This window comes from Moraxella bovis, from assembly GCF_002014975.1.
In the GTDB taxonomy this organism is placed as follows: domain Bacteria; phylum Pseudomonadota; class Gammaproteobacteria; order Pseudomonadales; family Moraxellaceae; genus Moraxella; species Moraxella bovis.
The window spans coordinates 36,062-50,041 of record NZ_MUXV01000002.1 but is presented as its reverse complement, the minus strand read 5'-3'; the positions used below and the strand labels follow the sequence as shown (position 1 = coordinate 50,041).

Genomic DNA, 13,980 nt, shown 5'->3' with positions numbered 1-13,980 from the left:
GAATTGCAATTTGCCCTTGATAAATCAATCACTCATACAAGGTTGAGAATGGGGTAAAATTTTGTTTTCTTTTTATAAAAATGTTATCAATGCTTGGTAGGCTCTAATCATATCCTGTCAGCCATCTGTAACATTTGGGCGGTTTTCCATGGTTTTTTCACTTGCCAAATGCCTGATTTTAACGTTATGATATGACACTTTTCACATTTTAACAATGATTATCATGCTAAATCATAAAAAAATCCCCAACCGCTCACCAAAATCAGAACAGGGGCTGATGCTTGTTGGGTTTTTGCTGTTGGTTATCATCATCGCAGGACTTGTGTTTTTGGCGATGTATGCCTATAAATTAAACAGCGAGATTGTCAGTAAATTTGAAAATCGCCGTTGGGACATTCCTGCCACGGTCTATTCTCGCCCCCTAGATTTGGAGCGGGGCGTGGTGGTCTCTGATGCCAATTTTAAGGCGTGGCTTGACATGTTAGGATATAGCCAAGGCGATGTCAATCAGACGGGGCGTTATGAGAAATCGGGCAATACCTACACGGTGCATACACGGGGGTTTGATTATGGCGATGGCGAGATAGACCCAGCACAGGTGCTAAAAATCACCTTTAACGCTGGCAAGGTTGCCAAAATCCAAAGCACCAATCCTAATACAGATGGGGTGGTGCGTTTAGAGCCGATTAACATTGGCGGTATCTATCCTGAGAATAACGAAGACCGCATTTTGCTGACCAAAGATACCATGCCGAGGCAGTTGGTGGATGCACTCATTGCGACCGAAGACCGTGGTTTTTATGAGCATTATGGCATTTCACTGCGTGGCACGAGCCGAGCGTTGCTCTCCAACATCACAGGGGGCGAACGTCAAGGCGGTTCAACCATTACCCAACAGCTCATCAAAAACTTCTACCTAAACTCCGAACGCACCCTAAAACGCAAGGCAAATGAAGCCTTGATGGCTCTGCTGTTAGAGCGTCATTATAGCAAAGATGCGATTTTGCTGGCGTATTTAAATGAGATTAATCTGGGGCAAAATGGCAATCGTTCGGTCAATGGCTTTGGCATTGCATCGCATTTTTATTTTGACAAGCCTATATCAGAGCTAAGTCTTGACCAGTATGCCTTGCTGGTTGGGGTTGCCAAAGGGTCAAGCTATTATAATCCCAGAAAGCACCCCGAGCGGGCGACCGAACGCCGTAATACCGTGCTACATAACATGCTAATCATGGGTAAAATCAGCCAAGATGAGTATAACGAAGCAACCGAGCGACCACTGGGCGTGGTTAAAACCCCTGCCATCGCCAAGCCCAAATTCCCTGATTTTTTTGATGCGGTCAGCCGTGAGCTAAGACAGTATTATAAAGACAGCGATTTGCGTGGGGCAGGGCTAAAAATCATCTCCACGCTAGACCCGATTGCCCAAATGTCGGCAGATAAAGCCATTAGTGAACATTTAAATAAAAAAGGCAATAAAAACAAGAAGCTACAAGGGGCATTGGTCAGTGCTGACCCTGCCACGGGTGAGCTCGTTGCCATCGTGGGCAGTGCCAGTGACTTTACGGGGTTTAACCGTGCCATTGATTCAAAACGACAGGTCGGCTCGCTGTTAAAGCCTGTCATCTACATGACCGCCATCCAGTCGGGTAAATACCACTGGGCAACCCCTGTCAAAGATGAACCCATCGCCTATCCTGCTGGTGGCAAATCATGGACACCCAAAAACTATGCTGGTAGAAGCTATGGCGATGTCCCTATGCTCACCGCCCTTGCCAATTCTTATAACCAGTCAGCGGTCAATATTGGCATGGATTTTGGGGTAGATGTGTTTGCCAAACAGCTACGTCAGTTGGGAGTGGCGAGTGAAGTCCCTCACTACCCATCGGTCATGCTCGGGGCGGTTGATTTGTCGCCCATGGACATGCTCGGTGTATATCAGGTCTTTGCCAGTGGTGGCTATCACACCCCCATTCATAGCATTCGTCAGGTCATCAGCGAGACAGGCAAAGTGATTCAGCGAACAGATGACAATATCAAATTGACGGCACGCATACCGCCTGAGGTCATGACGGTGACAAACTTCGGTCTGCAACAAGTGGTCAAAGATGGCACCGCCAAAGGCATGGGCAACATTGGCAGTACTTATAAACTCGCTGGTAAAACAGGCACGACCAATGACGCTCGTGATGCGTGGTTTGCAGGGTTTAGTGGCAACTACGTCTCGGTGGTGTGGGTTGGACGTGATGATAATAAGCCCATTGGACTGACAGGGGGGTCGGGAGCGTTGCCGATTTGGACGGATTATATGAGACGGCTTAACTTAGCCCCTGTGCGTCTTGATGAGAGTGATAAAGTGGCGTGGCTGTGGCTCGATGGCGAGACAGGACTGCTCTCCGATGAAGCCTGCGAGCATGCCATGTATGTGCCAGTATTGGCAGAACATGCCCCCAAACAAAGCACGTCTTGTCTGAGTGAAGAGTATTATCATAATGAACCAAGCGGGACAGCTGATGAAGTCATTGACGATGGCGAGGTGGTCTATGGCGAGGTGGCTCATGATGTCGTGGAAGAAGAGGTGGTCTATGGCGAGGTAGAAGAGAGTTTTTGACATCAGCACGCCTAAAAACCATTTGCAAAATCAAATCAATACTACCATCATTGATTTATGGCAAAATAGTGACAAAACTGTAAAATAGGATTGTCGTGGTTTTTGTTCATGCCACACATCAATCATGCCGCATCTATCATGAAACGCGAAAACTACCTACACCATCTTGCATGAGTGGATGGCTCATATCGATGAGCTTGCTTGTCATGCCGACAACCTTGACAAACTGTATGGACAAGCGTTTAACCGCTTGCAAGATGATGTACTTAATGAAGAACAAGCATCGTCTTTGATGAATGATATTAGCTATGTCAAACGCATTGAAAAGTGTGCTAGAACTTCTGATGGGGGCAGGCGAGATGTTTTGTTGTCAGGCACGTTAATGCTGTTAAGAAGCAAACAATCATAACATTTTGATACATTTTTCCAAAACTTATGAAATGTGTTAAAATTGTCATATAACTGTCATATTTGACTTTTATAATGCAACAATTTTTGGATAAACTCATGTTAGGGCGTGCCTGTCCTTTATAACACAATTTAAAATTTAAAAATATTGTAGAAATAAACTACTTGTTTTTGCATGAAAATGGCTATCGAACCACTTAACTGTGTATAACTGTGTAAATTTTTAAGATTTTAACTTAATTTTTAAAATCAAGTGGTCGGATTTTTTTATAATAAAAGCTTGTTTGATAGAACGACCATCAAACTTCACTTTTTTCCTTGAAAAACGGGCGATTCTTCTCATTTTTCATGGCAAATACAAAAGGCAGGCACGCCCTATCCATGACGATTTGGATTAAATAGTAGTGGCGTTGCCCATTTAAGGAGTTAAATGGGTGGGGCTTTTTTATTGTGATATTCTTTTAATTTAACCAACCCTTGGCGGATTTTATGGTAACTTCAACAAAGCAGAATACTCCTTTTGCTGCTAATGTTTTTTTTGCGTTGCTTCTTGCGGGCATGAGCATTTATTTTGTGATGTGGGGACTTGATTATACCAATCATCAGCAAGTCGTGCTGTTCTTGGTGGCATCATTTTTTGGGATTTTTATGGCGTTTAACATCGGTGGTAACGATGTTGCTAACTCCTTTGGTACGTCAGTCGGAGCAGGGACGCTTACCGTTACCCAAGCCTTGGCGGTTGCGGCAATTTTTGAGGTGTCGGGGGCGGTGCTTGCTGGAGCTGCCGTTACCGATACAATCCGTAGTGGCATTGTGGATATCTCGGATTTGGGGGTGTCGCCTAACCAGTTTATTTATCTCATGCTCTCGGCACTCATCGCAGCAGCATTTTGGCTACTGTTTGCCACCAAAAGAGGCTTGCCTGTCTCAACCACGCACGCCATCATTGGTGGTATCGTGGGGTCAAGCATTGTACTTGGTGTGAATTTGGGTGGGTCTGAGCTTGCCTTATCTACTGTCAAATGGTCAAAGATTGGTGAGATTGCCCTATCGTGGGTGCTGTCGCCTGTACTTGGTGGGGCGTTGTCTTATGTGATTTATGGGCTTATCAAAAAGAACATTTTGGCATATAATGACAAAATGGAGCTTGAGGTCAAAGCCCTAAAATCAGAGAAAAAAGCCCTAAAAGCCCGCCAAAAAGAGCATTTTGAAAAATTAAGCGATTCTGAGAAATTGCCTTATACAACCGCCCTGTTGCGAGACCAAGAAGTCTATAAAGAGACGGACAGTCTCGATGAGCTTGAAACGGGCTATTACAAAGAATTATACGCCCTAGAAAACAAAAGAGACAATCTTGATACCCTAAAAGCCCTAAAAACATGGGTACCACTTATCGCTGCTTTGGGTGCGGTCGTGATGACAGCGATGGTGGTGTTTAAGGGTTTAAAAAACACAGGGCTAAACCTATCCACCTTGCATTCTGCCCTTGTCATGGGCATGATTGGGGCGATGGTGTGGCTCACCGCCTTTATCTATACCAAGACCATTCGTGGCAAGCACAAAGAGGATTTGGGTAAGGCGACCTTTATCATGTTTAGCTGGATGCAGGTGTTTACCGCTTGTGCGTTTGCGTTTAGCCATGGCTCGAACGACATCGCCAACGCTGTCGGGCCTTTTGTGGCGATTATGGACGTTATCCGTGAAAACGCCATTGCTACCAAAGCGACCGTGCCTGCCCCTGTACTTGTTACCTTTGGTGTGTCGCTTATCGTGGGGCTTTGGTTTATTGGTAAAGAAGTTATTCAGACCGTCGGTACGAATTTGACCGAAATGCACCCAGCATCGGGCTTTTCTGCCGAGCTTGCGGCGGCGGCGGTCGTCATGGGAGCGTCAAGCCTTGGCATTCCTGTGTCTAGTACGCATATCCTTGTTGGGGCGGTGCTGGGTATTGGACTTGTGAACAAAAGCACCAACTGGAAACTCATGAAACCCATCGGGCTTGCGTGGGTCATCACACTTCCTGCAGCAGGGACGATTAGTGCCATGGCGTTTTTGGCATTGTCGGCGATATTTGGTTGATGATTAGAATTCTTGAGAAATTCAAAATTTTGGCTTGCAAACCTTGATTTTATTGGATTTGGAATTTTGACAAGCTCAATAAAATTGTAATTTCGCAAGAGGTCTATTAAAAACATAAAGAAGGGCGTGTTTATCGCTCTTTTTTGTGGGTATATTGTCTTAGATGATTGTAAATACGGTCTAAAACTTCAAAATTATTAGGGCGTGCTTACCTTTGGTATTTGCAATGAAAATCACGAAAAATCGTACGTTTTTCAAGGAAAAAGTGAAGTTTGATGGTCATTCTATCAGACTATCAGACTATCAGACTATCAGACAAGTTTTTGATTTCGAGCCATAATCCCACCGCTTAATTTTAAAAAATTAAGTTAAAATCTTAAAATTTGCTTGATTAAGTGGTCGGACAGCCATTTTTCATGCAAAAATTGATTTAAAACGTTAAATTTCCATCTTATTTTATAAAAATGTTATCAATGATAGGCATGCCCCAGATAAAATACGCCAATAACAACGGTGTTTATTTTGACAAAATCATCGCTTATTCAGATTCAAAAAAGATTTACCGCTTTTGAGTTTTGCTGATAAGGCGGTGTGTGTTTGCCCTGATGAGGTATTAACCGCTCATGCAACAGAGCAGGGGTGGGAGGTGGTGGATTGTCGGATTTGATGAGAGATTTACCAACAAAAAAGGCGTACCCAACGATACGCCTTTTTATTTATGCCGATTATTTCATAAATGGCAACATCAAGAAGCCTTGTAGCACCACTAGGTTCATCAAGTCCACAAAGAACGCCCCTACCATCGGGATAATCAAAAATGCTTTGTGGGACACACCATAACGGTCGGTAATGGCTTGCATGTTTGCCACGGCGGTGGGGGTTGCACCCATACCAAAACCACAATGACCTGCCGCCAGTACTGCCGAATCGTAGTTTTTGCCCATGACTCTAAACGTCACAAAATAGGCAAACAAAATCATCACAATGGTCTGTACAACTAGGATGATAACCAAAGGACCTGCTAAGTCGGCAAGTTCCCACAGCTTTAATGACATGAGTGCCATTGCCAAAAATAGGCTCAAAGACGCATTACCAAACACATCAATGGCACGGTCAAACATATCAAAATTAAAAAGACTGGTCAAAACGTTACGCAAAATCACGCCTGTAGCCAATGCCCATACAAAGGTTGGAACTTTAAGCTGAGCTAACCACTCGATGTCTTTGGCGACACCGCTCATATAGTCGGCAGCCACCAAACACACAGCAAACAAAGCCAAAGTCTCCACCGCAGACACAGCAGTAATCAGGCGGACACTGTCAGACTTTTCAAACACGGTGTTGTTGGCATCATTACTACCGTCTGTTTTTTCAAGATTGGCGTTGTTTGGTGCGGTATTAACAGTTTGTATGCCCATATTTTTGATAAGACGTTTTGCCACAGGGCCGCCGATAAGACCGCCTGCCACCAAGCCATAAGTCGCTGCCGCAATACCCATGGTAATCGCCCCTGTTACGCCATAGTCGTTTTCAAGGGTTGCCCCCCACGCACCCGCCGTGCCATGACCACCAATCAAACTGATAGAACCTGCCACCAGACCCATGATAGGGTCAAGTCCGAGCATGGATGCCAGTGCCACACCCACCCCATTTTGTATAAGTAGGAAAAAGCCAACCAGTACTGTCAAGATAATCAGTGGTAACCCACCTGCTTTTAGACGGCGAAAATCTGCCGACAAGCCGATGGATGAGAAAAACATGAGCATACAGGCGGTTTGGAGTTCCTTTTGGATGTTAAAAACGTAGCCATATTGGAAATTTAAAAAATAAATGATGGCAGCTGCAAGTAAGCCACCTGCCACAGGCTCAGGGATGTTAAAATCTTCTAAAAATTTAATCTTTTTAACCAAAAATTGCCCCACCAGTAGGACAATGGTCGCCAAAATCAGCGTATAGTAGCCGTTTAGCGTGATTTCGGTGAGTTCCATGTAAACTCCTTATTTAAAATAATATGCCCTAAAAGAGCTTAATTGATTGTTAATTTTTTAAAGATATAATTTTCAATGATTTACAAAAATCAGTTGAAAATAGTGTATTATAAACAAAAAGTTACAATAAAGCAAATCATGTGTTTTAGTTGTGCTTGTTTTTTCGCATTTGTAGAGAAAATTTGTTATAATACGCTTTTTATTTTTTAAGGTAATCATCATGGAAATCGCCCCATACCAAGAACAAATCAAAGACCTACACGCTCGTGGCAAAGAGCTTTGGGGGTATCTTTGACGTCGAAAGCAAAAAAGAACGCCTAGAAGAAGTTAATCTAGAACTAGAAAACCCCGACATCTGGAACGACCCTGAGCTTGCCACCAAAATCAGCAAAGAAAAATCCGTCCTAGATGGTATCGTGGGCGTGGTGGACGGCTTGACCGTCAAGCTAGATGACGCTGCCGCCATGTTAGAGCTTGCCGTAGAAGCAGACGATGAGAGCCTACTGGCAGACGTGCAAGCCGAGCTTGATGATGCCCTAAAAAGCGTGGAAGACCTAGAATTTAAACGTATGTTTAGCGGCGAGATGGACGCTAACAACTGCTACCTAGACATACAGGCAGGCTCTGGCGGGACAGAAGCCCAAGACTGGTCGGAGATGCTCTTGCGTATGTATCTGCGTTGGTGCGAGTCGCATGGCTTTAAGGCGGAAGTTTTAGAAGTCTCCGAAGGCGGTGTGGCAGGCATTAAGTCGGCAACCATTGCGGTCAAGGGTGATTATGCTTTTGGTTGGCTTCGCACCGAGATTGGCGTTCATCGTTTGGTGCGTAAATCTCCCTTTGACAGCAACAACGGTCGTCATACGTCATTTTCGGCAGTGTTCGTCTCCCCCGAGATTGACGACAACGTGCAGATTGACATCAATCCTGCCGACCTACGTATCGATACCTATCGTTCAAGTGGGGCAGGCGGTCAGCACGTCAATACCACCGACTCTGCCGTGCGTATCACGCACGGGCCCACAGGCGTGGTCGTGGCGTGTCAAAACGAGCGTTCACAGCACGCCAACAAAGATACCGCCATGAAAATGCTTCGTGCCAAACTCTACGAGCTTGAAATGCAAAAACGCATGGAAAAACAGCAAGCCTTAGAAGACAGCAAATCTGACATCGGTTGGGGGTCGCAAATCCGCTCCTATGTGCTTGATGATTCACGCATTAAGGATTTACGTACGGGCGTTGAGACGTCCAACACACAAGCGGTGTTAAATGGTGATTTGGATAAGTTTATTGTGGCAAGTTTAAAGGCGGGATTGTGATTTTTAAAATCAATTATGATAAATGGTAATGATTGATTTTGCCTATCAAAAAATCCTGCTAAATATTGTAACAAACTATTTATTTTATCCCTAACAGGTGTTAAAATCTTAGCACCTGTTTAAAAGGGTATTTTTAATTTCCATGACTTCAATAAGGAATGATTATGTCAATTGACCGTGTTCGCCACGCTACTTTGCGTGAAAAGGTAATGAGTGCTGATGAAGCTGCCCAATTTATCCAAAATGGCATGATGCTTGCTGTTACAGGCTTTACAGGGGCAGGTTATCCTAAAGCAATGCCAACCGCCATCGCCAACAAAGCCAAAGACGCTCACGCCAAAGGCGAAAAATTTAGCGTAGGTATGGTAACAGGTGCGTCCACCGCCCCTGAGTGTGATGGCGTGCTTGCCGAAGCCAAAGCCTTGCATTTTCGCTCACCATTTCAGTCTGACCCAACCCTGCGTAACGGCATTAACGCAGGCGAGATTGCTTATCAAGACATGCACCTATCGCACGTTGAACAGCAAATGCGTCAAGGCTTTTATGGTAAATTTGATGTGGCTATCGTTGAGGCGACCGCCATTACCGAAAATGGCGAGCTGATTTTTGCGATGGGTATCGGTCATGGCGTAGAAGCGGTTAAAAATGCCAACAAAGTCATCGTTGAGATTAACGCTGCCCTAAGTGCAGGCTTAGAAGGTATGCATGACATCTATGGCGATGTAGGCTTGCCACCGCACCGCAAGCCGATTCCTGTGGTAGGGGCGTTTGACCGTATCGGCACCACAGGGCTAGCGATTGACCCCAACAAAATCGTAGCGATTGTATTTACCAACGCAGGTGACCGTAACTCTAAGTTTGCAGAACCCGATGACATCTCTAAGCGTATCGCCGCCCAAGTCATTGATTTTCTTGACCATGAAGTTAAAGCAGGTCGCTTGCCTAAGAGCCTATTGCCACTTCAATCAGGCGTGGGTAACGTAGCGAACGCAGTCATGGCAGGACTATTAGACGCTCCATTTGACGATTTGACAGGTTATACCGAGGTATTGCAAGACGGTATGCTTGATTTGATTCTTGCCAAAAAGATGAAAACAGCGTCCGCCACCGCCTTGTCATTTAGCCCAGATGCTCTGGCTCGCTTTAACGAAAACATTGAGTTTTTAAAAGACAAAATTATCCTTCGTCCTATGGAAATCAGCAACAACCCAGAAGTCATTCGCCGTTTGGGTGTGATTGGCATGAACTCCATGATTGAAGCGGATATTTATGGCAACGTAAACTCAACGCACGTCATGGGTACTCGCATGATGAACGGTATTGGCGGTTCTGGTGACTTTACCCGTAACGGCTTTTTTAGCATTTATGTCAGCCCGTCTACCGCAAAAGGCGGGGCAATCTCGGCAATCGTGCCAATGGTAAGCCACCACGACCACACCGAGCATGACGTGATGTTTATTGTAACTGAGCAAGGCATGGCGGATTTGCGTGGTAAGTCGCCAAAAGAGCGTGCCAAACTTATCATTGACAACTGCTCGCACCCTGATTACCGTGATATGCTCCGTGATTATTATGACCGTGCATTCGTGGCAAGCCAAAAATCAGGTGGTGTACACACCCCGCACCTATTGCTAGAAGCCCTATCATGGCACCAACGTTTTGTTGAAACGGGCGATATGCGTATCAAGTAATCATCGCTTTGACAAAACAAACACCCAAGTTGTCGCTTGGGTGTTTTTTTGGGCGGATTTATAACGGCAAATTGCATTTGCCCTTGATGTGGTTTTTTGTAAGGTGCGTACCACGCACCTTTTAGGTGAAATGATAAATTGGTGTGTATTACGCCAGTTGGTGTATTTTGATGATGATATTTTTTATTGAACAACATCATATTTTAAAGGTTAAATTTAACCGAGCATACCCCCAATCATTTCACGATACTCATCATAAATGGGCAGATTATCATCAATGGCCAAGGTTCTGCGTAAGGCGGTTGTCTGCTCGCCTGTTTTGGGGTTAAAGCCGTCTTTTTGAACGTCTTGCCAATATATCCCCACACCACGCTTTTGCCAATTTGGTATGTCATTAAAGTTAATGCCGTTTTGAAATAGTAGTTCATGCTTTTCGCCTACTGATTTGTATAATAAAAAATCGGCACTTGCTTTTGGTGATTGTCCTTGTTTTCTAAGTAGCCAATAACAATGCGTGTTTAAGCCGTTTCTCTGAGCGTCTTTTTGTCGCCAGCTAAAATAATCCTGCACGAGCTTTTGAGTTGGCAATTCACAAATGCGAGCGTCAAAACTTGCTGGGGCGTTCATGATAAGACTAAATACCCCACTTGCTTCGCCTGCCAATAGTGAGATGATTTTGCGAGTTTTGCGGTTAAAACTGTCGTCATCGATGTGCAACAGCAGAGAAATCTCATCGCTTTGGGTGTAGCCATAGACTACACGAAAGCCAGTATTCATCAGGTGTTCGGTGGTTTTGGTCATGGCGTGATGAAAGGTGTCATCAAAAGGACGGTTGAGCTGCCAAACATCGTCTGCCTTTTTGGTAAAGCCCCGTCCGTCTAGTCGCACGACCATATGAACATCTGGCAAGACAAAGCTGTCATGTAAGGTTTCGTATTGACGTAATCTTGTGTCTAATTCGTTAAATCGCATACATACTCCTGTACTTCAAAGTCGCCACCAGTATTTTTTACCACAAAAATCTTATCAAAACCTTCATCAAAATCAGGTCGGCTAAGCACTTTGGCAACTGATTTTAGTCCTACTTCAGGGATTTTGGCTTTGCCGTGTCGTCTGTTATTATTGGCAAGTGCTACATCAAACGGCACATCAAAATAATAGGCGATGACTTTAAAATGATGAGTCTTTGCCAAACGGATATAATCCGCTCGGACATCTCTGGTCGGATTGGTTTTGTCTATCACGGTGGGGGTTTTGCTGTCTAGGCACGCCCCAAACAGCCGTTTTTCACGGTGAGCAGTTTTTAGCATATCGCCATTTAGCCGAATATGCGTATCAATAAACCGCTCTTTATAAAACGTGGATTTGCCCGCCCCTTGCAAGCCGATAAAAATGATAAGCTCCATTAGGCTTCTTTGTCGCCCGCCTTATTAGGGTTGTCTTTTTCGGTGATGATGGGATTATTTGGGTCGCCAAAGCTCAATATATCACCAAAGTTGGGCTGTACTTTTAAGATAAGCTGTTCTTTTTTGACCACGCCGTGATTGACCTGAGCTTTTTTTAGGTAATTTTTGATGTTCTCGGGGAGCCAACGTCCGATTTCTAAGTAGATGACGTTACCTTTATACTCGATAAAGGGCTTGCCTTTGAGTTTGGGCGACAGCGACAACAAAAAGGGCAGGGGGTCTTTTCTAAGTAGGGTGCGATAGGCAGGCACGGCAAACTTGATGGCAGGGGTCTTCCACCATGATTTGCTGTGCAGGGTGATGATGTCGGTGTTAGAGATTTGTTCAAAGGCGAACCGCTGAACATGACGGTCAAGACGAGCTTCGGTGAGTTTAAAATTACAAGCCACCGACAGGTGCATGTCTAGCACATCTGCTGTGCAGTAGAGCCTTAAAAAGCCATCAAAAAGTTCAAGGCGTAAATCTAGCACCATGCCGACATTTTGCACCACAAATTGATTTAAGGCGTCATTGATCTGCTCCTGACTGCCTGTTACATAAATCTCATCAACCAAATCGCTTGCGGTGTTAGTGTAGCTGTGTTTGATGTTGGTTAGGATATTTTGAATGCTGGTGGCGATGTTGTCAAATAAATTTTCGTTTTCAAAGGCGAACCCTGTTTGCTCAAATCCTGCTTGTTCGCCAGAAAAATCCGCCTGCGTGCGACTGTCGTAAGTGTTATTCATAAATGCTAAAAATAAAAGGGAAATAAAAAGTTGTACTATTGTAGCAAAAATTCGGTAAAAATGGGTAGATTTATGTGCAAATCGGGTAAATAACAATCCATCTGGTGCTGTAGGTTAATTTTTGATTAAATGTAATTTTTTATATGTCATTTTAAAAGGTCTGTTCATTGAAAATACCTTTTATCATCACGCCTTTTTCATAAGACCCATTACCACGCCTAACGCCAGCAGTTGCACGCCAAAGATGGTCAGTACAGCATAGAGCCACCCACCATGAGCGTAGGCGATGGCACAGATCCACGCCCCGACACTACCCCCACCATAGTAGCCCATGTAGTATAGTCCTGATGCCAGCGAACGTCCTTCTTTGACATGGCTTGTGATGTAGCTGATGGTCGCCGACTGCGTAATGAACACCCCTGATGACATGATGGTCAAGCCGATGATGATGAGTGGTAGGGGGGTGGATAACGTGATAAATAGCCCTGTGATGGAGCAGATAACGGCAAAGATGATAGTGTCCGTCATGCCAAAGCGAGCGATGATTTTGGCAGACAAAGGGGTGATGACCATGCCGATGAGATACAGAGCAAAGATGTTCGCCAGATGAGACGGCAAGAGTCGATAAGGGGCATCGGTTAGGTGTAAGTTGATAAAGGTAAAACAGCCCACCAGGCTAAACAGTACACAGCCACCGAGTAGGCAGGCACTCACGAAATGGCGGTTTTTGGTGTGGGATAGGAGCAGGCGTAGGGCGTCTTGGAAGTTTTGGCTTTTTTTAAAATGTTGTGATTTGGGCAGGCTTTTTAGTACCCACACCGCCCCCACCAAGGTCAGTACTGCCATGACCCCATAGCCCCACCGCCAGCCTATCCATTCGTGCAAATGTCCTGCAAAGAACCGTCCGCTAAATCCACCCAATACCGTGCCTGCTACATACAGGCTCATCATGCCAGCGATGTTATCACTGTACTCTTCGCCAATGTAGGCAATGAGTACCACCGTGATACCAGGGACGGCAAGCCCCTGCAAAAACCGCCAAAAAGTCAGCCCGTCCACCGACCTTGCCATGCCGACCATGAAAGTAGGAATGGCGAGCATGAGTAGCGAGCCGATGATGAACCGCCGTCGCCCAAAGGCGTCCGAGAGCATGCCCATAAAGGGCGACATCAGGGCAATTGCCATGACTGTTGCCCCGACCGCTAGCCCCACTTGCACTTCGCTTGCCTGCAAGTCCTGCATGAGTACCGGCAAAATCGCCTGCACTGAATAGACCTGTAAAAAGGCAAAAAAGCCAATCATGGCAATGGTGAATTTCTGGGTAAAAGTGGGATTGTGGGCGGTCATGACATTATCAAAGATAGTAGGTAACATAGGGCGTGTCTACCATTGATAACATTTTTATAAAATAAGGTGAAAGCTTAACGTTTTAAATCAATTTTTGCATGGAAAATGGCTATCCGACCACTTAATCGTATAAATTTTTAAGATTTTAACTTAATTTTTTAAAATTAAGTGGTTGGATTGTTTTTTATCATCAAAATTCTTGTTGATATTTCAATAGACTTCTTTTCAAACCCCGATTTTTATAGATTTTTAAAAACTTTAAACCCAGTGTTTATAAGGGTTTATTCTTAGTTTGGAAAGAGATTTAATATTAACTGCGGACTTTTTCTTGAAAAACGTGCGATTTTTC

The 13,980-nt window shown here is 44.7% G+C and carries 10 protein-coding genes; 5 read left to right on the top strand and 5 right to left on the bottom strand.

Annotation, left to right across the window (positions count from 1 at the left end):
• The first annotated feature begins 223 nt into the window (after positions 1-223).
• The 3 genes from mrcB to B0182_RS00400 all read left to right on the top strand — a co-directional run bounded on the left by mrcB (position 224) and on the right by B0182_RS00400 (position 5,098).
• Positions 224-2,611: a penicillin-binding protein 1B gene (mrcB, locus tag B0182_RS00410; protein WP_228157692.1), complete on the top strand. Its 2,388-nt coding sequence runs from the start codon at positions 224-226 to the stop codon at positions 2,609-2,611.
• Between the two features lie 178 nt (positions 2,612-2,789).
• On the top strand, positions 2,790-3,020 hold the full coding sequence (locus B0182_RS00405; protein ID WP_078273053.1) for a hypothetical protein: 231 nt from the start codon (positions 2,790-2,792) through the stop codon (positions 3,018-3,020).
• Between the two features lie 488 nt (positions 3,021-3,508).
• Positions 3,509-5,098 carry an inorganic phosphate transporter gene (locus tag B0182_RS00400; protein ID WP_078273052.1) on the top strand — a complete coding sequence of 530 codons (1,590 nt, stop codon included), beginning with the start codon at positions 3,509-3,511 and terminating at the stop codon, positions 5,096-5,098.
• A gap of 725 nt (positions 5,099-5,823) precedes the next feature.
• Here the strand turns inward: B0182_RS00400 and gltS are convergent.
• Complete coding sequence (gene gltS, locus B0182_RS00395; protein ID WP_078273051.1) at positions 5,824-7,086, bottom strand: sodium/glutamate symporter; 1,263 nt, start codon at positions 7,084-7,086, stop codon at positions 5,824-5,826.
• A 220-nt stretch (positions 7,087-7,306) separates the two neighbouring features.
• On the opposite strand from gltS, the gene prfB reads away from it, so the two are divergent.
• Positions 7,307-8,402, top strand: a protein-coding gene (gene prfB, locus B0182_RS00390) for a peptide chain release factor 2 (protein WP_112742417.1) whose coding sequence is annotated in 2 segments (ribosomal slippage) — positions 7,307-7,378 and positions 7,380-8,402 — 1,095 coding nt in all. Because the reading frame shifts where the segments join, the coding sequence is not laid out codon by codon here.
• Positions 8,403-8,566: 164 nt separating this feature from the next.
• Positions 8,567-10,093, top strand: coding sequence for a succinyl-CoA:acetate CoA-transferase ScpC (locus tag B0182_RS00385; RefSeq protein ID WP_078273050.1), 1,527 nt, complete (start codon positions 8,567-8,569; stop codon positions 10,091-10,093).
• A gap of 216 nt (positions 10,094-10,309) precedes the next feature.
• Here B0182_RS00385 and B0182_RS00380 read toward each other — a convergent pair whose 3' ends face one another.
• The 4 genes from B0182_RS00380 to B0182_RS00365 all read right to left on the bottom strand — a co-directional run bounded on the left by B0182_RS00380 (position 10,310) and on the right by B0182_RS00365 (position 13,631).
• The gene (locus B0182_RS00380; RefSeq protein WP_078273049.1) at positions 10,310-11,065 is read right to left on the bottom strand and encodes a tRNA(His) guanylyltransferase Thg1 family protein; all 756 of its coding nucleotides are present in this window, start codon (positions 11,063-11,065) and stop codon (positions 10,310-10,312) included.
• Positions 11,047-11,499, bottom strand: a complete 453-nt coding sequence (locus B0182_RS00375) for an ATP-binding protein (protein ID WP_078273048.1) — start codon at positions 11,497-11,499, stop codon at positions 11,047-11,049. Before B0182_RS00375 ends, B0182_RS00380 begins: the two co-directional genes overlap by 19 nt.
• Positions 11,499-12,284: a hypothetical protein gene (locus B0182_RS00370; protein ID WP_078273047.1), complete on the bottom strand. Its 786-nt coding sequence runs from the start codon at positions 12,282-12,284 to the stop codon at positions 11,499-11,501. Before B0182_RS00370 ends, B0182_RS00375 begins: the two co-directional genes overlap by 1 nt.
• Before the next feature lie 186 nt (positions 12,285-12,470).
• Positions 12,471-13,631, bottom strand: a complete 1,161-nt coding sequence (locus B0182_RS00365; RefSeq protein WP_078273155.1) for an MFS transporter — start codon at positions 13,629-13,631, stop codon at positions 12,471-12,473.
• Positions 13,632-13,980 lie beyond the last annotated feature (349 nt).

Coding starts and splice junctions, on each gene's coding strand:
- B0182_RS00385 (WP_078273050.1), top strand. CDS start 8,567: ATGTCAATTGACCGTGTTCGCCACGCTACTTTGCGTGAAAAGGTAATG.
- B0182_RS00380 (WP_078273049.1), bottom strand. CDS start 11,065: ATGCGATTTAACGAATTAGACACAAGATTACGTCAATACGAAACCTTA.
- B0182_RS00365 (WP_078273155.1), bottom strand. CDS start 13,631: ATGACCGCCCACAATCCCACTTTTACCCAGAAATTCACCATTGCCATG.
- B0182_RS00400 (WP_078273052.1), top strand. CDS start 3,509: ATGGTAACTTCAACAAAGCAGAATACTCCTTTTGCTGCTAATGTTTTT.
- gltS (WP_078273051.1), bottom strand. CDS start 7,086: ATGGAACTCACCGAAATCACGCTAAACGGCTACTATACGCTGATTTTG.
- B0182_RS00375 (WP_078273048.1), bottom strand. CDS start 11,499: ATGGAGCTTATCATTTTTATCGGCTTGCAAGGGGCGGGCAAATCCACG.
- mrcB (WP_228157692.1), top strand. CDS start 224: ATGCTAAATCATAAAAAAATCCCCAACCGCTCACCAAAATCAGAACAG.
- B0182_RS00405 (WP_078273053.1), top strand. CDS start 2,790: ATGGCTCATATCGATGAGCTTGCTTGTCATGCCGACAACCTTGACAAA.
- B0182_RS00370 (WP_078273047.1), bottom strand. CDS start 12,284: ATGAATAACACTTACGACAGTCGCACGCAGGCGGATTTTTCTGGCGAA.